We start from the raw sequence: 20,977 nt of genomic DNA, 5'->3' as shown, positions 1-20,977 counted from the left end.
GTGGCGGAGGTACCGTGCGCCGGTGCCCACCGCCGAGCCCGACCCGCGCCGGCGGGTGCCGCGGACCGACGCGGTCCTGGCCGACCCGGTGCTGGACGGGGCCACGGCGCGGTGGGGCCGGGACCGGGTCAAACGCGCCGTCGTCGCGGCCCAGCAGGCCGCGCGGGAGGGCCGGATCGCGCCGGAGGAGGTCGCCGCCGCCGCCCGGGCCGCGCTGCCGGCCACCGCGACCGGCATCCGGGCGGTCCTGAACGCCAGCGGCGTCCTGCTGCACACCAATCTGGGCCGGGCGCCGCTGTCCGCCGCCGCCGTCGACGCGCTGCGGGTGGCCGCGGGCACCTGCGACGTCGAGCTGGACCTGGCCACCGGACGGCGCGGCCCCCGCGGCAGCGGCGTACTGGCCGCGCTGCGCGACGCCGTCCCGGGGGCCGGGGCGACCTGGGTCGCGAACAACGGCGCCGCCGCCCTGGCCCTGGTGTGCGCCGCGCTCGCCGGTACCGGGGGCGAGGTCGTCGTCTCCCGCGGGCAGCTCGTCGAGATCGGCGACGGCTTCCGCATCCCGGAGCTGATCGAGTCCACCGGGGCCCGGCTCCGACCGGTCGGCACCACCAACCGCACCCACCTGCGCGACTACGCCGACGCGGTCGGCCCGGACACCGCGTTCCTGCTCGTGGTGCACCCGTCGAACTTCGTGGTGTCGGGGTTCGTCTCGGCCGTGGGGGTGCGCGAGCTGGCCGGGCTGGGGCCGCCGGTCGTCGTGGACATCGGATCCGGGCTGTTGGCCCCGCACCCGCTGCTGCCCGACGAGCCCGACGCCGCGAGCACCCTCGCCGCCGGTGCCGACCTGGTCACCGCCTCCGGCGACAAGCTGCTCGGCGGGCCGCAGGCCGGGCTGCTGTTCGGCGGCGGGGACCGCGGGACCGCCCTGGTCGAGCGGGTGCGGCGGTTCCCGCTGGCCCGGGCGGTGCGCGTCGACAAGCTGACCCTCGCCGCGCTGGAGGCCTCGGTCGACGGCCCCCCGACACCCGTGCGGGAGTTCCTCGACGCCGACCCGGCCGGGCTGCGCGACCGCGCCGGCGCGCTGGCCGCGGCACTGGCCGCCGACGGCGTCGACGCGACCGCCCTCGACACCGTCGCCGGGGTCGGCGGCGGCGGTGCGCCCGGGGTGGAGCTGCCCAGCGCGGCCGTCGCGCTGCCCGAGCGCTACGCGGCGGCGCTGCGCGCGGGCGACCCGCCGGTGCTGGGCCGGATCGCCGACGGGCGCTGTCTGCTCGACCTGCGGGCGCTGCCGTCGTCGTCGGACGCGGCGCTGGCCGGGGCCGTGCGGGCGGTCGCGGACCGGCCGGTGGGCTGAGCCGTGCACGTGCTCTGCACCGCGGGCCACGTCGACCACGGCAAGTCCACGCTGGTCCGGGCACTGACCGGGATGGAGCCCGACCGGTACGCCGAGGAACGACGCCGCGGGATGACGATCGACCTCGGCTTCGCCTGGACCACGGTGGCGGGGGCGGGCACCGTCGCGTTCGTCGACGTCCCCGGGCACGAACGGTTCGTCGGCACGATGCTCGCCGGGGCGGGTCCGGTCCCGGCGGCGCTGTTCGTCGTGGCCGCGGACGAGGGCTGGATGCCGCAGTCCGGGGAGCACGCCGACGCGCTCGCCGCCGCGGGCGTCGCCGACGGGCTGCTCGTGGTGACCCGCTCCGACCTGCTCGATCCCGAGCTCGCCCGGGACGATGCCCGGGACGAGCTCGCCCGCCGCGGGCTCGGCGGATGGCCCTGCGTCGAGGTCTCCGCCCGCACCGGCGCCGGCCTGGACGTGCTGCGCACCGCGCTGGCCGCCCTCACCACCCGGCTGCCCGCCCCCGACCCGCACGGGCCGGTCCGGCTGTGGGTGGACCGGGCGTTCACCGTCCGTGGGGCCGGGACGGTCGTCACCGGCACGCTGGGCAGCGGCACCGTGCGTCCCGGCGACGTCCTGGAGCTCGACGGCGCGACCGGCAGGGCCCCGGTCACCGTGCGCGGGGTGCAGGAGCTCGGCGAGCCGGTCGGCGCCGCGACCGCGGTCGCGCGGGTGGCCCTCAACCTGCGGGGCGTCCCGAGGGACCGGGTCGACCGGGGCGACGCCCTGCTCGGGCCGGGAGCGTGGCCGGTCACCGGGGAGGCCGACGTCCGGCTGCACGGGGTCGCGGGTCCGGTGCCGCTGCCGTCGACGCCGGTCGGGCTGACCCTGCACGTCGGGTCGGCGGCCGTGCCGGTACGGGTCCGTCCGCTCGGCCCGGGCCCGGCGGGCGGGGACCCGCTCGTGCGGCTGGCGCCGGCACGGCCGTTGCCGTTGCGGATCGGGGACCGGGCGGTGCTGCGTGATCCGGGCGCGGGGCGGATCGTGGCCGGGGTGACCGTGCTGGACCCGGCGCCGTCACCGTTGCGCCGCCGGGGTGCCGCCCGCCGCCGGGCCGCCGAGCTGGCCGGGGTCGGTGCCGTCCCCGACGCCGACTCCGAGCTGGCCCGGCGCGGCACCGTCCGGGCCGACGACCTGGTGCGGTGGGGGGTGCCCGCCGACGAGGTGGCCGCGCTCGCGGCCCGGGTTCCGGGTGCCGCGGGCCGGCTGGTGCACCCGGCCACCGCCGCCTCCGCGGCCGCAGCGCTGGCCGCCGCCGTCGCCGCGCACGACGCCGAGGACCCGCTCGATCCCGGGCTGTCGCTCGCCGCGGCCCGGCGGGCGGCCGGGCTCCCGGACGCGGCGCTGGTCGCCGCGGTGCTGTCCGCGGTCGGCGGAACCGGTCTCGACCTGCGCGACGGACGGGTGCGGGTCGCGGCGGACACCGGCCCGCCCGCCGCGCTGCGCGAGGCCGCTGCCCGGCTCCGCGCCGACCTCGCCGACGACCCGTTCGCCGCGCCGGGCGCGGCGCGGCTGGCCGAGCTGGGACTCGGGCCGCGGGAGCTGGCGGTGCTCGACCGTGCCGGGGAGCTGCTGCGGGTGGCCCCGGACGTGGTGCTGGGTCCCGACGCCCCCGGGCTGGCGGTCGCGGTGCTCGGCGGTCTCGACGGGGGGTTCACCGTCTCGGCCGCCCGGGAGGCGCTGCGCAGCAGCCGCCGGGTCGTCGTCCCGCTGCTGGAGCTGCTGGCCCGCAGGGGACTCACGGTGCGGATGCCGGACGGGACCCATCGTCTGCGCTGACCCGGCTCCGAGTGGCGTCCCCGTGCCACGGTGCCTACCGTCGGCCCCATGACCGACTCCCGTCCACCCGCCGCCGGCACCACCGACGGCACCGGCGGAGTGTCGTCGGAAGTCACCGACTCCTGCGACGGGCTGCGCCTGGAGACCTCCCGGCCGTCCGACGGGGTCGTCGTCGTCGCGGTCGCCGGTGAGCTGGACATGCTGACGGCGCCGGAGCTGCGGGGCTCGGTGGCCGAGCAGATGTCCGCGGCGTCGCTGGTCGTACTGGATCTCGACGGGGTCCGCTTCCTCGGCACCTCGGGTCTGGCGGCACTGATCGAGCTGCGGGAGCAGGCGCACCGCGACGGCGTCGAGCTGCGTCTGGCCTGCACCGAGCGGCGTGTCCTGCGCCCGATCGGCATCGCCGGGCTGCACCATCTGTTCGACATCCACGACGACGTGCAGGCCGCACTCGCCTCCTGATCAGTGACCTGAGTCACATCACCGACGTACGGCCGACGGGTCGCGCCGGACGCCCCGCCGAGTACGTGCCGACGCGGGGCGGCGCCGTGAACAGGGCCGATCGCCGGTTCGTCCGGCCACCCGGCCCGCACCCGGAGCCCGGAGCGCACCGTCGCTAGCACCGATCCGGTCGTCGCGCAGGTTTGATCTCGGAGCCCCTCGGGAAACGGGATGAGGAGCCAACCCGGTCCTCCCGGGCCCCGAGCGACGAGGTGAGCACGTGAGCGACGTTTCCCGGCTTCCCGGCCCGATGGACGACGTGTGGGAGTGGCAGCGGCTGGGTGCGTGCCGCGGCATGGACAGCGCCGTGTTCTTCCACCCCGACGGGGAGCGCAACCCCTCCCGGTCGCGCCGGACCGAGCGGGCGAAGCAGGTCTGCCGGGGCTGTCCGGTGCTCCAGCAGTGCCGGCGCTTCGCGCTGGCCAGCCGTGAGCCGTTCGGGGTCTGGGGCGGGCTCGGCGAGTCCGAGCGCCGCGCCATCATCGAGCGCCGGGACGCCGAGCGCATCGTCGCCGAAGGGGGCCCGGGCCTGGCCGCCGTCGTGTGACGGATCTGCTCCGGACCGGGGATCCGACACGGCCCACCCGCGAGCCGGGTGGGCCGTTCTGCTGCCCGGACGTCCCGTCGGACGGGCACCGGGCGGACCGCCGACGGCCTCAGACCGCCGACGGGAGCGCGTCGGGCTCGGTGACACCCTCCGGGACCGGGCCGGCGGGCCGGTAGGGCAGCACCGGGAGCCCGTAGACCCGGGCGACGCGGCGCACCGCGCGGCGGACCACCTCGATCTCCGGGTCGGCCACCGGCCCACTGGCCGCCGGGGCCACGCACCAGGTGTCGTCGTCGGGGTCGAACCCGACCAGCTCCGAGAGCGCCGCGACCAGGTCGGCCTCGTCGCCGTCCTGCACCGCCCAGCGCAGACCCAGCCGGTGCACCCGCACCCGCTCGGCCGGCAGCGACCCGGTCGGCACGCCCCCGGTGCCGATCCCGGTGTCGTTGTCGCTGTCGCTGTCGGTGTCGTCCTCGGACGCCAGCAGCTCCCGCGCCTCGGCCGCCGTCAGCGGGCGTCGCGTGGGGGCCGGGTCGTCCCGCACCACCAGCAGGTCGGTCTCCCCCGCCTCGCCGGACAGCGCCGCGAGCGGGCCCCCGCACGGGCGGACTCCGCCGCGGTCAGTGCCACCGCGACCAGCCTGCGCGGTCGCGTCGTCCCCTGCCTCACGCTCGCCCCCGTCGATCCGCGTCCTCGTCCCTCGACGAGTACAACGCCGGAGTCCCCGATTCGATGGCCGGCTACCCGGCCGGACGGACGAGTGGACTCACCCGTTCCACGAGCGGGGGATGACGGCCCCGACGGGGTCCACGGACGGCTCCGGCCGCGACCCGACCGTGACCTTCACCCGTCCGCCGGTAGCGCGGACGGGCCGGGCGGTCGGACGGCCCCCTCCTACCGTCCGGCGATACACCGTCGGTGACCGCCCGCCCCGAACGGCCGAACACCGCGTCCGGCGCGACCGCGCCGTCCCTGCGGCCGGACGGCGGCCGGACGGCGGCCGGACGGCGGCCGGACGGCGGCCGGACGGCGGCCGGGCGGCGGCCGGGCGGCGGCCGGGCGGCGGCCGGGGCGGATACCGCCGCGGACCCGTGCCGACGGGGCGGCAGGCCGATCCGGTGTCGGGGCGGATCGGGTCGGATCGGATCGAGCCGGAGCCTCAGGCCGGGCGGTCCAGCCGGATCGCGAGCAGCGCGATGTCGTCGTCGAGCCGGTCGGGCAGGCACACCTCGAGCACCCGCTCCACCACCCGCTCGGGGTCGGCGTCGGAGGGCAGCTCCTCCACCGTCCGCTCGATGAGCTCGGTCCGGGCGTCGGCGTCCTCGCCGACGATGTCGGTCAGGCCGTCGGTGTAGAAGACCAGCAGCGACCCCGCCGCGCACGCCACGGTGGCGCCGTCGCGATGCGCCCCGGCGGCCCGCCCGAACTCCGGGACCGCTCCGAGCATCGGTGAGTGGTGCGCGTCGAGCCGGTGCAGCCTGCCCTGCGGGTCGCGCAGCAGCGGCGCCGGGTGCCCGGCGTTGGCGTAGGTGAGCTCGCGTGCGCCGTCGGGGCCCGCCGACCCGAACCGGGCGTAGACCGCGGTCGCCATCGCGGCGATGTCCAGGCCCTGCACCAGCTGGTCGCAGCGGTCGAGCACCGGGCCGGGCGCGTCACCACCCCAGGCGTAGGAGCGCAGCACGCCGCGCAGCTGTCCCATCGCGGCCGCCGCGGACAGGTCGTGCCCCACGACGTCACCCACCGCGGCACCGACCGAGCCGTCCGGCATCGGCAGCACGTCGTACCAGTCCCCGCCCACCTGGTTGCCGTCTGCGCCGACCAGGTAGCGGGCCGCGACCCGCATCCCCGACACCTGCGGCAGCGCCGGGAGCAGGCTGTGCTGCAGCGTCGCCGCCGCGGCCCGCTCGACCTCGTAGAGCCGGGCGTTGTCGACGGCCAGCCCGGCCCGGCCCGCCAGGTCCGAGGCCAGGTGCACGTCGCGCTGGGTCCAGCGACGGCCGTAGGGGAACTGGGTGGACAGGGTGACCAGGCCGAGCACCCGCCCGCGGCCGAGCAGCGGGACGACCATGGCCGAGCGCAGCCGCAGCCGCTCGTAGGCGTCGGCCGCCTCCGGGTCGTCCGGGTGCACCTCACGACCGTCGTCGGGCAGCTCCTGCACCAGGTAGGGCTTCCCGGTCCGGACCGCGGTCTCGGCCTGCTGCTCGATCGGGCTCGTGCCGAGCGGACCGGACCGGGACAGCAGCGCCTCGTCGTCGGCGTCCCGGGCGGCGACGGCCATCCGCTCGCGGGTGGCCCCGTCGGGGGCGTCGAGCAGGTCCACCGTGCACAGGTCGGCCAGCTCCGGGACCACGATCCGGGAGAAGCGGCGGCAGGCGTCGGCGACGTCGAGCGCCGAGGTCATCTGGGTGGTCGCCTCGGCGAGCAGCCGCAGCTGAGCCCGGGCCGCCTCGGCGTCGGCCAGTGCCGCCCGCCGTTCCTGCTCGACGACGACCCGCTCGGTCACGTCGCTCTGCACGCCGACGAAGTTGACGAGCTCGCCGTCGCCGTCGTGCACCGGCGAGATGGACACCTGGTTCCAGAACGCGGTGCCGTCGCGGCGGTAGTTGAGCAGCACCTCGGTGATCGCCCGCCGTTCCCGCAGCGCCTCGCGCACCCGGCGGACCGACGACCGGTCGGTGTTGGGGCCCTGCAGGAACCTGCAGTTCCGGCCGACGACCTCGTCCAGCGGGTACCCGGTCAGCCGTTCGAACGAGGGGTTCACCCAGGCCAGCGGGTCGTCCTCGAGCTGGGGGTCGGAGATCGTGAACGACATCTCGGTGGCCAGCACGGCGCGATCGCGCAGGAACCCCATCCGGTCGCGGTCCCCGCCGTGGCCCGCCTCGGAGTCCGAGAGCGGCAGCAGCACGGCCAGCGCCCGGCCGGGGCCGGTGGTCGAGGCCTGGGCGAAGGTGCCCCGCCCCTGGGCGGCCGGGTCGGCCAGCGCGAACCCGGTGACCCAGACCAGCGTGCTGCTGGCCGTCGCGCCCTCCCCCGGTACCGGCACGCCGTCGCGGTCGGGCATCAGGCCCGGCCCGTGCAGCGCCACCGGCTCGCCGGACACCGCCTCCCCGGAGGCGATCCGGGCCAGTGGCGACCCCTCGTCGCTGTAGGGCCGGCCGTCGAGGTCGGTCAGGCGCGCGGCGTCGCTCCACTCGCGGACCCCGATCGGCAGCTGCAGCGGGTGGTCACCGGGCAGCTCCAACGCGGTGGTGTTGGCGTAGACGATCCGGCGCTCGGCGATGTCGATCATGAGCACGGCCACCTGGGCGTCGCCCCGCACGTGCGGCATCGCGGGGGTGCTCGGCTGCTCGCCGAAGGACTCCACCGAGGTCGCGACCGCCTGGTCGACGGCCCGGTCCACCGCGTCGCCGGGCGGGCCGGCCGGGGCGTCGGGGCCGGGATCGGAATACCGCGTCGCCCGCGCGAGCCTAAGAGGTCGTTTCAGAACGACTTGTCGAGTTTCCATTGACCCCTCGACGACAGATCAAACGGCAGGTCAGATAGCCGCTTGTCGTCTACAACAGACACGTCGACCTCGTTCTGAAATGACCTCTTAGAGGTCGTTTCAGAACGACTTGTCGAGTTTCCATTGACCCCTCGACGACAGATCAAACGGCAGGTCAGATAGCCGCTTGTCGTCTACAACAGACACGTCGACCTCGTTCTGAAATGACCTCTTAGAGGTCGTTTCAGAAGTCGGCGTGTCGGTCCTGTGTGGATCGGCGCTGGTAGCTGATCATGTCCGGTCGTGGCGCGGCGATCTTGTGTCGAGCGATTGGTGAGCGACGAGCTGTGGGCGCTGGTGGAGCCGCTGCTGCCCAAGCCGCGCAAGCACAAGCGGGGACGGACAGGCCGTCCGCGGGTGCCGGATCGGGCCGCTCTGGCCGGGATCGTGTTCGTGCTCAAGACCGGGATCAGCTGGAACGCGCTGCCCGCCGAGCTCGGCTGTGGGTCCGGAGTGACCTGCTGGCGGCGGCTACGGCAGTGGCAGCAGGCCGGGGTCTGGGCCCAGCTGCACCGGGTGATGCTCGACCGCCTCGCCCAGCAGGGCCTGCTGGACTGGTCGCGGGCGGCGGTGGACAGCGTGAGCGTGCGGGCCAAGCGCCGCGGCGAGGCCACCGGGCCCTCGCCGACCGATCGCGGGAAGGCGGGCAGCAAGTACCACGTGCTCTGCGACCGAGGCGGGCTCCCGCTGCATGCGCTGGTCACCGGGGCGAACACCCACGACAGTCGGATGCTCGCCCCGCTGCTGGACACCAACCCCGGCGTCCGCGAACGGGCGGGACAGCCGGGGCGTCCGCGACGTCGGCCGGACAAGGTGCACGCCGACAAGGGCTACGACTATCCCCGCTGCCGCCGCTACCTGAGTGGGCGTGGGATCGGGGTGCGGATCGCCCGGCGCGGGATCGAGGACTCCACCCGGCTCGGGCGGGTCCGCTGGGTCGTCGAGCGCACCATGTCCTGGCTGCTGGACTTCCGCCGCCTCGCGCTGCGCTACGACCGCGCCGAATCCACGATCACCGCGCTGTTATCGCTGGCCTGCGCCCTGATCTGCCACCGCCGCCTCACCAAGCCGAAGCCGAAGCCGAAGTGATGGTCGACCCAGCCCTCGCTGAGGCACTCGCCTACGAGGTCGGGGCCAGCGGCCGCCAGGCCAGCCACTCCAAGGCCCGGTCGGCCTCGTCAGGGTCGAAGCGGTGCGGGTCGAACGGCCCGCCCGCCCACTCCAGGCGCTCGGCGCGGTCGGGATGGTCAGGGTCGGCGAGCACGGCCTGGAAGTCCTCATACCCCCCGATCCCGCCGACGTCCTCGGGCGGGCACGCCCCCTGCCCGGCGACGCATCGCGGATAGCACACTCCCGGCTCGACGGCCGCGACCGCCTCGACGGTGATCTCGTGGGCCCAGTTGTCACCGAAGTCGTAGACGTAACCGAACCGGTCACCAGCCTTGACCAGCCGAAACAGCTTCTCTTTCGTCTCGTCGGCGACATCCTGTCCGGGCCAGTCCGGGTCTGGGATCCCGTAGCGGCGCCCGACGATCTCGAACTCGTGCAAATGAGAGTTCGTCCAGCCCATCACTGACTGCACCACCTCGTGTAACACCGCCAAGTCGACCTCGCCCGGCACCTGCACCCGACGCCGGACCGCCGGCACCACCTCGGTCAGGACGATCTCCAACTCGAAAATCTTCGTCTTCTCAGACACACGAGGCGCGACCATCAGCCGATGCTGCCAGCCCCGCCGTCACCGGCAGAACCGGGCCCACCACTTCTGAAACGACGTCTAAGCTTGGTTTTTAACCTGTGTGTTGTCGTCGCGCGGTGATGGTGCGGTCGCGTTTGACCGTTTTCCCGACGTCGTGGCTGGTCGGGGTGTGCCGGTTGCGGGAGCCGGGTGGGCGGCCGGGACCGGGTCGGCTGGGTTTCGGTGCACTGGCCGGGAGGACGGTCCGCGCGCGGATGTTCCGAAAGGCGCGGCGAACCCGGGCCGGGGTGAGCCGGGTGGGGGCGGCGGGTCGTTCCCAGGGGCGGCGTAGGTCGGCGGCCAGTGGTCGGGCCAGGCGGAGTTGGGTGTGGGAGGCGATGATCAGCCAGGTCCAGCGGTCGGCGGCTTCGGGGGTGCGCAGCTTCGGGGTTGTCCAGCCGAGGGTCTGCTTGAGCAGGCGGAATGTGTGCTCGAGATCGAATCTGCGGAGGAACGCCTGCCACCAGCGGTCCACGTCGGCGGCGCTCGCGTCGGTGGCGGAGCTCCATAGCCACACGGGCTTCGGGTCGCGGTCGCCGGGTAGGTGGTCGACCTGCAGCCGGAGCAGGGTGCCCTCGATGATCGGCAGTTCGCCGGCGTGGTCGATCCAGCACGTGCGCCGGGTCAGCCGGGGGTGGACCCGGTCCCAGCTGGTCGCGACGGCAGTGCCGTAGCGGGTGGTCTTGGTCGTCGTGGTGTGCACCGGTTCGATCCAGGTGGCGGGCCGGTTCAAGGCGATCTCCGGGCCGTGCTTGGGTGGGCGCCCGGTCGTGCCGGGCAGCCGTGGCGGCTTGGGCAGGCGCAGGACCCGGTCCGAGCGCAGTCGTCCGACCAGCTCGACGGGCAGATCGGCCAGTACGTAGGCGAGGCGGGTGATGTCGTATCCGGTGTCGGTGACGATCACGATGTCCGGGTCCCCGGGGCGCCAGTGCCCGGCGCTGGTCAGTCGCTCGATGACCGCGCGTAGCTGGGTGGCGGTCACCGCGGTGGCGTCGTCGGCCGGGCCGAGTCGAACCGCGTCCAGGACCGCCGTCCACGACGTCCGGCCCGTCTCCAGGGCGGCGACGAACGAGTATGGCCAGCCCGGGATCAGCTGCGCGTTGCCCTTTCCGCGTCCGTAGACATGGCAGAACAGCCGCTGATCGCTGGTCGTAGCGTCCGGGCGCAGCCACGGGCTGACATCCACGGCGAGCACGATCCGACCGTCGACGGCACGGGGCAACGGGAGACCGGCCAGCACCCGGCGCAGCCTCCGGGCGGAGATCCTGCCACAGGCCAACGCGTCGTACATCGCGCCGTGCCCGCGACGGTGCTCAGCCACCAAGGTCAGCTCCGGTAGCGAGCGAACCGGGCCGTCCGCGCACAACACGGCGTCGGTGAGCTCGAACAGCGCATCCGCTCGCGCAGTCAACGACGCGTAGAACTCCTGCCGAAACCCGGCAAGATCACCCCGCCCGACCGGAGTGTCACCGAGCACCACTGGCCCGGCAGAAGCCACACTGACCACCACGGCCACCGCTTTCGTCTTCGATGTTCTGTGGAAGGAACCCGAAGATGATCAAGCGGTGGCCGTACCCATGTCCCGCCGACACGCCGCCCGAACTACATCAACCTCCCAGCAGCAGCTCCGGAAGGTTAAAGATCAAGCTAAGACGTCGTTTCAGAAGTGGTGGGCCCGGTTCTGCCGGTGACGGCGGGGCTGGCAGCATCGGCTGATGGTCGCGCCTCGTGTGTCTGAGAAGACGAAGATTTTCGAGTTGGAGATCGTCCTGACCGAGGTGGTGCCGGCGGCGGCGAGGTCGCCGGTCCGTCGCCGGTGGACCGGCGCAAACAGGGTATGAAACGTTCGGTGCTCGTCGAGGGATACGGCATCCCGCTGGGCCGAGTCCTGGCCGGAGCCAACCGGCACGACTCCCCGCTACTGGGCCCCACCCTCGACCGCCTCGATGCTCTCGGCCCGCTGCCCGACGACATCACCGTGCACCTCGACGCCGGCTATGACTCCGGCAAGACCCGCGACACGCTGGCCGAACGAGGCCTGCACGGCGAGATCGCGCACAAGGGTGAGAAAGCGCCGATCCAGGCCACCCGCCGCTGGCACGTCGAGCGGACCAACGCTTGGCACAACAGCTTCAACCGGCTGCAGCGCTGCTACGAACGACGAGAAATCGTCGTCGACGCGTTCTTCGACCTCGCCGACACGATCGTCACACTCCGTAGCTTGATTCGGCAGGCCTGGACCACACACCGCTGGAACGCCCGACCTGCACGACGTCCATGATCACCAACCAATCCGCGCGACCTCTAAGGGCAGGCGCCGTGCCCGGCCCGCCGAGCCCGGCCGGTATCGTCGGGCCCGGTCTCCTGTCGTAGGTGGACCGGACCGGCGCGGGCCAGGACGGCCCCGCCGCGACACCGGTGCGTCGTGCGGCGTGAGAAGGCACCTGCCCCGTCGAGAGCCCGGCGGTGCTCCACACCGCTTCCGCGCCGCCCGGCGCCCGACACGGAGGTGATCACCCTGCCCGGATCCGCGCCGGCACAACCGTCCCGGGGGGACGGGGACGCCGAGCTGGACGGCACCGACTCCGCCCACCTCGGCGTCGGCTTCTCCTCACCCCGCACCGGCCTCACCGTGCTCACCGTGCGCGGCGAGGTCGACACCCTGACCGCACCGCGCCTCGAGACGGCCCTCGACGAGCTGCTGGGTCTCGACGCCGACGGTGACGGTCGTGACCTCGCCGTCGACCTGGAGGGGGTGTCGTTCCTCGCCTCCAGCGGGCTCGGCGTCCTCATCCACACCGCCCGGCGGGCGGCCCGGGACGGACGGCGGCTGTTCGTCGTCGCCACCAACCGGGCCGTGCTCCGGCCGCTCGAGGTCACCGGCTCTGCCCAGCTGTTCACCGTCCTCCCCGACCAGGACGGCATTCCCGGCGCCTGAGCGGGCACCCGGTCCTGCACACCCCGGCCGGAGGCGACATGATCCGGCCCGACACCCCGTCGCACGAAAGGACTCGTCAGCGTGGCCCAGGAGGACGTGGCAGGCACGGCGCAGGACGCCGGCACCGACAACACCGTCGAGATCAGGGTCGCGGCGCGCCCCGCACTGATCCCCACGGTCCGTGCGGTGGCCTCCGACCTCGCCGCACGCGCGGACTTCGACCTGGACGCGGTCTCCGACCTGCGGATGGCCGTCGACGAGGCGTGCGCGACCCTGGTCGCGGTGGCCGCCCCCGGGTCGCCGCTGCGGTGCACCTTCGCCGTCTCCGACGAGCGGATCGAGGTCGCCGCCCTGGTCGAGACCGCCGCGGGTACCCAGCTGCCCACCGACAGCTTCGGCTGGCGCGTCCTGCAGACGCTGGCCGACCACGTCGCCGTCGAGACCGGTGAGGAGGACGGCGGCCGCCCGGCCCTCACCATCCGGCTGCACAAGCGCGCAGGTCACGGACTGTGACGTGACGGTGGACCCCCAGTACGCCCACCTCACCCCGCTGCTCGAGCAGTACGCAGCCCTCGGCGACGGCGACCCCCGACGCGAGCGGCTGCGCGAGCAGCTGGTCACCGGCTACCTGCCCGTCGCCCAGCACATCGCCCGCCGGTTCAACCACCGCGGCGAGCCGCTCGACGACCTGGTCCAGGTCGCGACGGTCGGCCTGATCAACGCCATCGACCGGTTCGACCCGGAGAAGGGCGGCGAGTTCTTCTCCTTCGCGGTGCCCACCATCTCCGGTGAGGTGCGCCGGCACTTCCGGGACCAGAGCTGGTCGATGCGGGTGCCGCGGCGGCTCAAGGACATGCACGTGTCGATCAACGGCGCGGTGTCCGAGCTGTCCCAGACCCTGGGCCGCGCGCCCCGTCCGTCCGAGCTCGCCGAGCACCTCGACCTGCCCGTCGGCGAGGTCCTGGAGGGGCTGGAGGCCGCCGAGGCCTACCGCAGCTCCTCGCTCGACGAGATGCTGTCCTCGGAGGACGGCAGCGCCACCGTGGGCGAGCTGGTCGGCGACGCCGACGCCGAGCTCGACCGCGTCGACTACCGCGAGTCGCTGCGTCCGCTGCTCGCCGAGCTCGCGCCCCGCGAGCGGACGATCGTCATGCTGCGGTTCTTCGGCAACCGCACCCAGACCCAGATCGCCCAGGAGGTCGGCATCTCCCAGATGCACGTCTCCCGGCTGCTCGCCCAGACGCTGTCGCGGCTGCGCAACCGGCTCGACCCGGAGGACCGCACCTTCTGACGCCCGGGCCGCGCGGCGTCGTCGCCCGTCCGCGAAGATCGGGGCCGGGACCGGCGCACCGCCCGGGCCCGGAGCGGGGAGGTAGGAGATGAGCGTGCCGGAACACGTGCTGGTGGTCGGCGCCGGACTGGCCGGGCTGCGCACGGTGGAGAACCTGCGCCGGGACGGTTACGAGGGCCGGATCAGCCTGGTGGGGGCCGAGGAGCACCTCCCCTACGACCGTCCGCCGCTGTCCAAGCAGTTCCTGGCCGGGCAGTGGGAGCGCACGAAGGTGGATCTCTGTACCGCCGAGGACCTCGACGAGCTGGGCGTGCGGACCCATCTCGGGCGCTCCGCGGTCGCCCTGCGGCGCGGCGGCGACGACCCGGCCGACGGCTCCGAGGTCGAGCTCGACGACGGCACCGTGCTGCACGCCGACGCCGTCGTCCTCGCCGTGGGGGTCACCTCCCGGATGCTCGACGACCAGCCCGGGTCCGCCCACCTGCTCCGCGCCGTCGACGAGTCCGAGCAGCTGCGCGACGCGCTCGCGTCGGCGTCGTCGCTGCTCGTGGTGGGTGCCGGGTTCATCGGGGCCGAGGTCGCGAGCACCGCCCGCGAGCGGGGCCTCGCGGTGACCGTGGTCGAGACCGGCTCCGTGCCGATGGCCCGGCTGCTCGGCGAGCGGGCCGGCGCGGTGGTGGCCACCCTGATGACCGGGGCCGGAGTGGACCTGCGCACCGGGGTCTCGGTGTCGGAGCTGACCGACGCGGGCGCCACCCTCTCCGACGGGTCGACGGTGACCGCCGACGAGATCGTCGTCGGCGTCGGCGGGATGCTGGACCTGGGCTGGCTGGAGGCCACCGGCGTCGACGTCTCCGACGGCATCCCCTGCGACCACCGCGGCCGGGTCGACGGGCTGCCCGGGGTGTGGGCGGCCGGTGACGCCGCCGCCTGGACCGACCCCGGCACCGGCGGACGCACCCGGCTGGAGCACTGGACCTCGGCGAGCGACCAGGCCGCCGTGGTCGCCGCGGACATCACCGGCACCGAGCCGCCCCCGGCCGCCGTGCCGTTCTTCTGGTCCGACCAGTTCGGGATGAAGATCCAGCTCGTCGGACGGCCGGACCGCGCGGACGCGCTGTTGCCGCTGCACGGCGCGGGTCTCGACGGCGGCCCGGTGAAGGGCACGGTGCTCGGGTACCTGCGCGGCGACGAGCTCGTCGCCGTCGCCGGGTTCGGTGCCGCCCGGCTCGTCGCCCGCTACCGCCGCCCGCTGGCCGAGGGCGCCGACCGCGCGGCGGCGCTGGCGCTGCGCGACGAGCTGGCCTGAACGGCCCCGGACCGACGTCGGGCCCGGACGGTGGCGACACCGGCCGGGCCCGACGGGTACGGACCTAGCGGAAGATCGAGCGGACCAGGACCAGCCCGACAAGCGCGCCCACCGCGATCAGCGAGTACTTGATCTTGGGGTCGGCGAGCCGCTCCGCGAGCTGCTCCTTGCCTCCCTCGATCAGGTTCTTCGGGTTCGCCCGGTCCGCCAGGGCGTCCAGACTCTCGGCCAGCGCGTCCCGGGTCTTCTCGATCTCACGCTGGATGTTCTCGGGGTCGCGGGCCACCACGTCCACCTCCGACTCGGCCGGTACGCGCACGCGCCCGGGACTCCTGTTGCTCGCGCCCGAGGGGCCCGGACGCCGATGTCCGGGTACCGCGAACGACGTGGCACACACCGTAGCCACCGGACGGCCCGCTCCGCGCGCCCGCCCACGGCGCGCCGCCGGATCGGGGTGCGGCGAGTGGTCGACGGGCGCTACCCCCGCGATCCTGCGAGGCTGGGCCGGTGAGTGCGGAACGGTTGTTCGACATCCGCCGGATCTGGGCCGAACCGGACGCGCTGGCCTCGCCACGCGGACAGCAGGTGGCACTGTCCTTCCCCGACGCCGAGATCGTCGAGGTCGCCTCGCACTGGAACATCGAGGCGCTGCACGGCAACGCGGGCAACGTCGACCGCTGGGTCCGGGTGAAGACCGAGAACCTCGTGCTCGGCGAGAAGAAGTCGCTCTCGGCCCGCCCGAACGGCCGCTCCGCGGACTTCATCGCGCCCTCCACGGCGAACGGATGCGCACTGGCCTGCGCCTACTGCTACGTGCCCCGGCAGAAGGGCTACGCGAACCCGGTCACCGTGTTCACCAACATCGACCGGATCGTCCGCTACCTGCGCGGGCACGTACGGCGCCAGGGACCCAAGCCCGAGCCGAACCAGGTGCACCCGACCGACTGGGTCTACGACATCGGGGAGAACTCCGACGTCGCGGTCGACGCGCTGCTCTCGGACAACGTCGCCGACCTGGTCGGCTGCTTCCGGGACCTGCCCGGCGCGCGGGCCAGCTTCGCGACGAAGTACGTCAACCGGGACCTGCTCGGTCTCGACCCGCGCGGCGGCACCCGCATCCGGTTCTCCCTGATGCCCGAACGCGACAGCAGGCTGCTCGACGTGCGCACGACACCCGTCGCCCGGCGGATCGCCGCGATCGACGACTTCGTGGCCGCCGGCTACGAGGTGCACCTCAACCTGTCCCCGGTGGTGCTGCGCGAGGGCTGGCAGGCCGACTGGGCCGAGCTCCTGACCCGGATCGGCGACGTCACCGGCCCCGCGTTCCGTGCGCAGGCCGCGGCCGAGGTGATCCTGCTGACCCACAACGAGGGGCTGCACGAGGTGAACCTCGGCTGGCACCCGCGCGCCGAGGAGGTGCTGTGGCGGCCCGCGCTGCAGCAGGGCAAGCGCAGCGGCAACGGCATGTGGAACGTCCGGTACCGCGACGCGGTCAAGGCCCGCGGGGTGCGGGAGCTGCGCGGGCTCGTCGAGCGGCACGCGCCCTGGCTGCGCATCCGCTACGCGTTCTGAGCGCGTCGTGGCCCCCTCCCCCGCCCAGCCCGGGCGTGCCCGACGCCTGGAGCAGGCCGCGCTCCGCGACGGCGGGCACTGCGTGTGGTGCCGGCGCGACTGCACCGGGCCGGTCCGCGCCACCACCGACCACCTCGTCCCGAAGGTGAAGGGCGGGCCGTCGTGGCTGGAGAACGAGGTCGTCGCCTGCGGGCGCTGCAACCGCGCCCGCGGGCACGCGAGCCCCGCCGACTGGCTCGCCGAGTGCCGCAGGCGAGGCTGGGACCCCGACCTGCCCGCGGTGCTGGGCACCCTGCGCTCGCTGGCCGCGACGATCGCCGAGCGCGGCGGACGGCGGCGCGCCCGGCCCTACCTCGACGGGCAGCTGCGCCGGCTGGAGCGTCTCGCCCGCGAGCCCTGACCCGGGATCCGTCCACGACCGGGTCGTCCGTCCACAGGCCGCGGACTCGGCGTCGGCGGCGGGCCGGCGGGTGGCACGCTCATCGTCATGAGCACCCGACTGCAGGCGGGCGACCCCGCCCCGGACTTCACCCTCGACGACGCCGACGGCAACCCGGTCTCGCTGGCCGACCACCGCGGCCGCAAGGTCGTCGTCTACTTCTACCCGGCCGCGAGCACCCCGGGCTGCACGAAGGAGGCCTGCGACTTCCGCGACAACCTGGCCGAGCTGAACGGCCAGGGCATCGACGTGCTCGGCATCTCCCCGGACAAGCCCGCGAAGCTCGCGACGTTCCGCGACGCGGAGGGCCTCACCTTCCCGCTGCTGTCCGACCCGGACCGCGAGGTGCTGACCGCGTGGGGCGCGTTCGGGGAGAAGAAGATGTACGGCAAGACCGTCACCGGGGTGATCCGTTCGACGTTCCTGGTCGGCGAGGACGGCACGATCCTGGACGCGCAGTACAACGTGCGGGCGACCGGGCACGTGGCGAAGCTGCGCAAGGACTGGAAGGTCTGATGCGACTCCGGCCGGTGGGCGCGGGGTGAGCGGCCGTGCCCCGCGCCCGCCGGTGGACCGACGAGCAGCTGGTCGAGGCGGTGGCGGCGGCGCGCACCCTGGCCGAGGTGTGCCGGGCGCTCGGCCTGCGTCCCGGACGCTACGACTGGTTGCGCGCGCACATCGCGCGGGTCGGGGCGCACGGCGCTCACCTGCCCGGCCCGGACGCCTCGCGGCGGCGCCGGCACTGGACCGACGACGAGCTGGCCGCGGCGGTACGCACGTCGGAGTCGGTCGCGGCCGTGCTGCGGCGGCTGGGCTACGCGCCGAGCGGTGGCATGCACCGGCTGGTGAACGGCCACATCCGGCGTCTGGGTCTGGACACCGGTCATTTCCGCGGGCAGGGGTGGTCCCGCGGGCGGGCGGAGGCGACCCGGTCGCCGCGGCCGCTGGCCGAGGTACTGGTCCGCGACTCACCGATGCGCAGTACGGGCCACCTGCGCAAGCGCCTGATCGCCGCCGGGCTGAAGCAGGCCCGGTGCGAGATCTGCGGCATCCACGACTGGCGGGCGCAGCCGCTGCCGTTGCATCTGGACCACGTCAACGGTGACCACACCGACAACCGGCTGGAGAACCTCCGTATCCTGTGCCCGAACTGCCACGCTCAGACCTCCACGTGGTGTGTCCGCAAGGAACGGCCGGCGTAGCCCAACGGCAGAGGCACGGTCTTTAGGTGGCCGCAAGTGCGGGTTCGAATCCCGCCGCCGGCACGTGGCGCGCCGCCCGCCTCATCCGGTGGGCGGCGCGGTGCTCCCCGGCTCGTCCGGCAGCGGCCTGCGTGCGGCCAGGAGCACTCCGCCCAGCCCCACCACCGCGCACACCGCGGAGACGAGCAGCAGTGCCGGCGGCACGTGCCCGGTGACCGCGTCGCCGAGGGCGACGACGGCGATCGTGCTGGGCGCCGAGCCGATCACCGTCCCGACCAGGTAGGGCCAGAACCGCACCTGGGACAGCCCGGACAGGTAGTTGAGCACCGCGAACGGCACCATCGGGATGAGCCGCAACGAGGTCACGGCGAGCACGCCGTGGTGGTCGAGGCGCCGCCGTACCCACACCGCGCGGGGGTGCCCGGCGTAGCGGGCCACGAGGCTGCCGCCGGTGGCTCGCACGAGCGCGAACGCGACGACCGCGGAGAGTGCCGTCGCGAACAGGGTGAGCGCCGCCCCGCCGACGGCGCCGAACAGCACCCCGGCGGAGACGGTGAACACGGTGCGCGGGAACGGCGGGACGTTCAGCGCGACCTGGAGCAACACGAACACGACCGGTCCCCACAGCCCGGCGGACTCCACGGCACGGCGCAGCTCGCCGAAGCGGGGGACCGCGGACAGGCCGAGCGACCGGGCCACGAGTACGACGACGGCGGCCGCGAGCACCAGCCCGAGGCAGCCCAGCAGAAACCGCCACCACCGCACGTGGATCACGGTACCGAGGTCCACGACGGCACCGGGCCCCAGCCCGCCCACCCGGTGGGCCGCCCCGCGCCCGCCGGTCGGCGTGGGAGGCTGCCGGTCATGAGCGATTCGGGTATCGACCCCGCCGAGCTGGACGCCGACGGTCTGGCCGTGCGCCGTGAGGTGCTCGGCGAGGACTACGTCGCCGCGGCGCTGGCGCGCGTCGACGGCACCACCGCGGACTTCCAGAAGCTGATCACCCGCTACGCGTGGAACGAGATCTGGACCCGGCCCGGGCTGGAGCGGCGGATGCGTTCGGCGGTGACGCTGACGGCGCTGATCGCGCACGGGCACTGGGAGGAGTTCGAGATGCACGTGCGGGCGGCACGGCGCAACGGCGTGACCGACGGCGAGATCGTCGAGATCGTGCTGCAGACCGCGATCTACTGCGGGGTCCCGGCGGCGAACTCGGCGTTCCGGATCGCGCAGCGCGTCCTGGCCGAGCCCGCCCCCGAGTAGGCCCTCAGGCGCCCGCGAGCGCCTGCAGGTGCCCGACGAGTGCCCGCAGCGCGATCCCGCGGTGCGAGGCGGCGTCCTTCTCCGCTGCCGACAGCTCGGCCGAGGACCGGGTGTCGCCCTCCGGGGCGAAGATCGGGTCGTAGCCGAAGCCGTTCCCGCCGCGGGGGGCGCGCAGCAGGGTGCCGCGCCAGGTGCCGTGCACGACGGTGCGCCCGGGCAGCTCGCCCTCGGCGTCGAACCCGGGGGCGGCGGCCGCGTCCGGGGTGACGAGCGCGGCGGCGCAGACGAACGCGGCGCCGCGGCGTTCGTCGGGGACGTCGGCGGTCTGCCCGAGCAGCAGCTGCAGGTTCGCCTCGTCGTCGCCGTGGCGGCCGGACCAGCGGGCGGAGAAGATGCCCGGCATGCCGTTGAGGGCGTCGACGGTGATGCCGGAGTCGTCGGCGACCGCGGGCAGCCCGGTCGCGGCGGCCGCGTCGCGGGCCTTGGCCAGTGCGTTCGCCGCGAACGTCGCGCCGACCTCCGGGGCCTCCGGGAACCCGGGGACGTCGGCGAGGCCGACGATCTCGACACCGGACAGGCCCGCCGCCTCGGTGATGCGGCGCAGCTCGACGAGCTTCTTGGCGTTGCGGGTGGCGAGCAGGATCCTCACGCGCCGCCCTCCCCCGCGGTGTCCGAGGCCTCGGCGGCCTGCGCGGCGATCTTCGGGTGCGGTGCGGCGAGCACCTCGACCTGGAGCCGGGCCAGCTCGGCGATCCCGGCGAGTGCGGAGTCGAGCATGGCGTCGAGGGTGGAGCGGGAGAAGGTGGCGCCCTCGCCGGTGCCCTGGACCTCGATCAGGGTGCCGGTCTCGGTGGCGACGACGTTCGTGTCGACCTCGGCCCGCGAGTCCTCCTCGTAGGGCAGGTCGAGCCGGACCCGGCCGTCCACGACACCGACCGACACCGCGGCGACCTGGCAGGAGATCGGCTTCGGGTCCGACAGCTTCCCCTGCTCGCCGAGCCAGGTGACCGCGTCGCACAGGGCGACGTAGGCGCCGGTGATGGCCGCGGTGCGGGTGCCGCCGTCGGCCTGCAGCACGTCGCAGTCGATCGCGATGGTGTTCTCGCCGAGCGCACGCAGGTCGATGCAGGCGCGCAGGGACCGGCCGATCAGCCGGGAGATCTCGTGGGTACGGCCGCCGATCCTGCCCTTCACCGACTCCCGCGAGGACCGGGTGTCGGTGGCCGAGGGCAGCATCGCGTACTCGGCGGTGACCCAGCCGAGGCCGGATCCCTTGCGCCAGCGCGGTACCCCGTCGGTGACGCTGGCGGCGCACAGCACCTTCGTGTCACCGAACTCCACCAGCACCGATCCCGCGGGGTGCTTCTGGAAGCCCCGGGTGATGGTCACCGGCCGCATCTCGTCGTCGGTCCGGCCGTCGGCCCTGCCCTCTGTTCGTGTCACCCGGCCATCGTA

At 74.4% G+C, this 20,977-nt stretch carries 24 protein-coding genes, 1 tRNA gene and 1 pseudogene; 17 read left to right on the top strand and 9 right to left on the bottom strand.

Features of this window, described 5'->3' with window-relative positions; all coding sequences use genetic code 11:
* Positions 1–22: 22 nt before the first annotated feature.
* From selA to KPF47_RS16595, 4 genes are all read left to right on the top strand, one after another.
* The gene (gene selA, locus KPF47_RS16610) at positions 23–1,354 is read left to right on the top strand and encodes an L-seryl-tRNA(Sec) selenium transferase (RefSeq protein WP_224389666.1); all 1,332 of its coding nucleotides are present in this window, start codon (positions 23–25) and stop codon (positions 1,352–1,354) included.
* A gap of 3 nt (positions 1,355–1,357) precedes the next feature.
* The gene (locus KPF47_RS16605) at positions 1,358–3,178 is read left to right on the top strand and encodes a selenocysteine-specific translation elongation factor (protein WP_224389665.1); all 1,821 of its coding nucleotides are present in this window, start codon (positions 1,358–1,360) and stop codon (positions 3,176–3,178) included.
* Between the two features lie 48 nt (positions 3,179–3,226).
* Positions 3,227–3,640 (top strand): STAS domain-containing protein, encoded by a 414-nt coding sequence (locus KPF47_RS16600; protein WP_224389664.1) that lies wholly within the window; start codon positions 3,227–3,229, stop codon positions 3,638–3,640.
* Positions 3,641–3,899: 259 nt separating this feature from the next.
* Complete coding sequence (locus KPF47_RS16595) at positions 3,900–4,226, top strand: WhiB family transcriptional regulator (RefSeq protein ID WP_224389663.1); 327 nt, start codon at positions 3,900–3,902, stop codon at positions 4,224–4,226.
* 109 nt (positions 4,227–4,335) lie between these two features.
* On the opposite strand, the gene KPF47_RS16590 is transcribed toward KPF47_RS16595, so the two are convergent.
* From KPF47_RS16590 to KPF47_RS16580, 3 genes are all read right to left on the bottom strand, one after another.
* Positions 4,336–4,773 (bottom strand): hypothetical protein, encoded by a 438-nt coding sequence (locus KPF47_RS16590; RefSeq protein WP_224389662.1) that lies wholly within the window; start codon positions 4,771–4,773, stop codon positions 4,336–4,338.
* 612 nt (positions 4,774–5,385) lie between these two features.
* Positions 5,386–7,626, bottom strand: a complete 2,241-nt coding sequence (locus KPF47_RS16585; RefSeq protein ID WP_224389661.1) for a SpoIIE family protein phosphatase — start codon at positions 7,624–7,626, stop codon at positions 5,386–5,388.
* Positions 7,627–7,706: 80 nt separating this feature from the next.
* The gene (locus tag KPF47_RS16580; protein ID WP_224388985.1) at positions 7,707–7,877 is read right to left on the bottom strand and encodes a hypothetical protein; all 171 of its coding nucleotides are present in this window, start codon (positions 7,875–7,877) and stop codon (positions 7,707–7,709) included.
* 136 nt (positions 7,878–8,013) lie between these two features.
* Between KPF47_RS16580 and KPF47_RS16575 the strand changes: the two genes are divergently transcribed.
* Positions 8,014–8,859, top strand: coding sequence for an IS5 family transposase (locus KPF47_RS16575; protein ID WP_224386179.1), 846 nt, complete (start codon positions 8,014–8,016; stop codon positions 8,857–8,859).
* 31 nt (positions 8,860–8,890) lie between these two features.
* Here KPF47_RS16575 and KPF47_RS16570 read toward each other — a convergent pair whose 3' ends face one another.
* Together KPF47_RS16570 and KPF47_RS16565 are read right to left on the bottom strand one after the other, a co-directional pair.
* Positions 8,891–9,484, bottom strand: a complete 594-nt coding sequence (locus KPF47_RS16570; RefSeq protein ID WP_224386178.1) for a plasmid pRiA4b ORF-3 family protein — start codon at positions 9,482–9,484, stop codon at positions 8,891–8,893.
* 76 nt (positions 9,485–9,560) lie between these two features.
* Positions 9,561–10,985: an NF041680 family putative transposase gene (locus KPF47_RS16565; protein ID WP_224386384.1), complete on the bottom strand. Its 1,425-nt coding sequence runs from the start codon at positions 10,983–10,985 to the stop codon at positions 9,561–9,563.
* 238 nt (positions 10,986–11,223) lie between these two features.
* On the opposite strand from KPF47_RS16565, the gene KPF47_RS38815 reads away from it, so the two are divergent.
* The 6 genes and pseudogenes from KPF47_RS38815 to KPF47_RS16540 all read left to right on the top strand — a co-directional run bounded on the left by KPF47_RS38815 (position 11,224) and on the right by KPF47_RS16540 (position 15,046).
* Complete coding sequence (locus KPF47_RS38815) at positions 11,224–11,349, top strand: hypothetical protein (protein ID WP_255659675.1); 126 nt, start codon at positions 11,224–11,226, stop codon at positions 11,347–11,349.
* A pseudogene (locus KPF47_RS16560) lies at positions 11,298–11,789 on the top strand (transposase); the annotation flags it as partial. The gene KPF47_RS38815 and the pseudogene KPF47_RS16560, both read left to right, overlap by 52 nt.
* A gap of 228 nt (positions 11,790–12,017) precedes the next feature.
* Positions 12,018–12,446: an STAS domain-containing protein gene (locus KPF47_RS16555; protein ID WP_224389660.1), complete on the top strand. Its 429-nt coding sequence runs from the start codon at positions 12,018–12,020 to the stop codon at positions 12,444–12,446.
* A gap of 81 nt (positions 12,447–12,527) precedes the next feature.
* Positions 12,528–12,959, top strand: a complete 432-nt coding sequence (locus KPF47_RS16550; protein ID WP_224389659.1) for an ATP-binding protein — start codon at positions 12,528–12,530, stop codon at positions 12,957–12,959.
* Position 12,960: 1 nt separating this feature from the next.
* Positions 12,961–13,737 carry a SigB/SigF/SigG family RNA polymerase sigma factor gene (locus KPF47_RS16545; RefSeq protein WP_224389658.1) on the top strand — a complete coding sequence of 259 codons (777 nt, stop codon included), beginning with the start codon at positions 12,961–12,963 and terminating at the stop codon, positions 13,735–13,737.
* A gap of 88 nt (positions 13,738–13,825) precedes the next feature.
* Positions 13,826–15,046 carry an NAD(P)/FAD-dependent oxidoreductase gene (locus KPF47_RS16540; RefSeq protein ID WP_224389657.1) on the top strand — a complete coding sequence of 407 codons (1,221 nt, stop codon included), beginning with the start codon at positions 13,826–13,828 and terminating at the stop codon, positions 15,044–15,046.
* Positions 15,047–15,110: 64 nt separating this feature from the next.
* Here KPF47_RS16540 and KPF47_RS16535 read toward each other — a convergent pair whose 3' ends face one another.
* On the bottom strand, positions 15,111–15,365 hold the full coding sequence (locus KPF47_RS16535; protein ID WP_374108853.1) for a DUF3618 domain-containing protein: 255 nt from the start codon (positions 15,363–15,365) through the stop codon (positions 15,111–15,113).
* A gap of 188 nt (positions 15,366–15,553) precedes the next feature.
* On the opposite strand from KPF47_RS16535, the gene KPF47_RS16530 reads away from it, so the two are divergent.
* From KPF47_RS16530 to KPF47_RS16510, 5 genes are all read left to right on the top strand, one after another.
* Positions 15,554–16,618, top strand: coding sequence for a spore photoproduct lyase family protein (locus tag KPF47_RS16530; protein WP_224389656.1), 1,065 nt, complete (start codon positions 15,554–15,556; stop codon positions 16,616–16,618).
* A gap of 7 nt (positions 16,619–16,625) precedes the next feature.
* Positions 16,626–17,018 carry an HNH endonuclease gene (locus tag KPF47_RS16525; RefSeq protein ID WP_224389655.1) on the top strand — a complete coding sequence of 131 codons (393 nt, stop codon included), beginning with the start codon at positions 16,626–16,628 and terminating at the stop codon, positions 17,016–17,018.
* A gap of 87 nt (positions 17,019–17,105) precedes the next feature.
* The gene (bcp, locus tag KPF47_RS16520; protein ID WP_224389654.1) at positions 17,106–17,573 is read left to right on the top strand and encodes a thioredoxin-dependent thiol peroxidase; all 468 of its coding nucleotides are present in this window, start codon (positions 17,106–17,108) and stop codon (positions 17,571–17,573) included.
* A 35-nt stretch (positions 17,574–17,608) separates the two neighbouring features.
* Complete coding sequence (locus tag KPF47_RS16515) at positions 17,609–18,259, top strand: HNH endonuclease (RefSeq protein WP_224389653.1); 651 nt, start codon at positions 17,609–17,611, stop codon at positions 18,257–18,259.
* Positions 18,250–18,322: transfer RNA gene (locus tag KPF47_RS16510), tRNA-Leu, on the top strand. The genes KPF47_RS16515 and KPF47_RS16510 overlap by 10 nt, the downstream gene beginning before the upstream one ends.
* Positions 18,323–18,340: 18 nt before the next feature.
* Here KPF47_RS16510 and KPF47_RS16505 read toward each other — a convergent pair.
* Positions 18,341–19,048 carry a TVP38/TMEM64 family protein gene (locus KPF47_RS16505; RefSeq protein WP_224389652.1) on the bottom strand — a complete coding sequence of 236 codons (708 nt, stop codon included), beginning with the start codon at positions 19,046–19,048 and terminating at the stop codon, positions 18,341–18,343.
* Positions 19,049–19,123: 75 nt separating this feature from the next.
* On the opposite strand from KPF47_RS16505, the gene KPF47_RS16500 reads away from it, so the two are divergent.
* Positions 19,124–19,522 (top strand): carboxymuconolactone decarboxylase family protein, encoded by a 399-nt coding sequence (locus KPF47_RS16500; RefSeq protein WP_224389651.1) that lies wholly within the window; start codon positions 19,124–19,126, stop codon positions 19,520–19,522.
* A 4-nt stretch (positions 19,523–19,526) separates the two neighbouring features.
* Here KPF47_RS16500 and KPF47_RS16495 read toward each other — a convergent pair whose 3' ends face one another.
* Positions 19,527–20,171, bottom strand: a complete 645-nt coding sequence (locus tag KPF47_RS16495; RefSeq protein WP_224389650.1) for a non-canonical purine NTP pyrophosphatase — start codon at positions 20,169–20,171, stop codon at positions 19,527–19,529.
* The gene (rph, locus tag KPF47_RS16490; protein ID WP_224389649.1) at positions 20,168–20,965 is read right to left on the bottom strand and encodes a ribonuclease PH; all 798 of its coding nucleotides are present in this window, start codon (positions 20,963–20,965) and stop codon (positions 20,168–20,170) included. The genes KPF47_RS16495 and rph overlap by 4 nt, the downstream gene beginning before the upstream one ends.
* Positions 20,966–20,977 lie beyond the last annotated feature (12 nt).

The sequence above is a fragment of the Pseudonocardia sp. ICBG1293 genome (assembly GCF_020131355.1).
In the GTDB taxonomy this organism is placed as follows: Bacteria; Actinomycetota; Actinomycetes; order Mycobacteriales; family Pseudonocardiaceae; genus Pseudonocardia.
The sequence above is the reverse complement of the archived record's forward strand: the minus strand, read 5'-3'. Positions and strand labels throughout refer to the sequence as shown.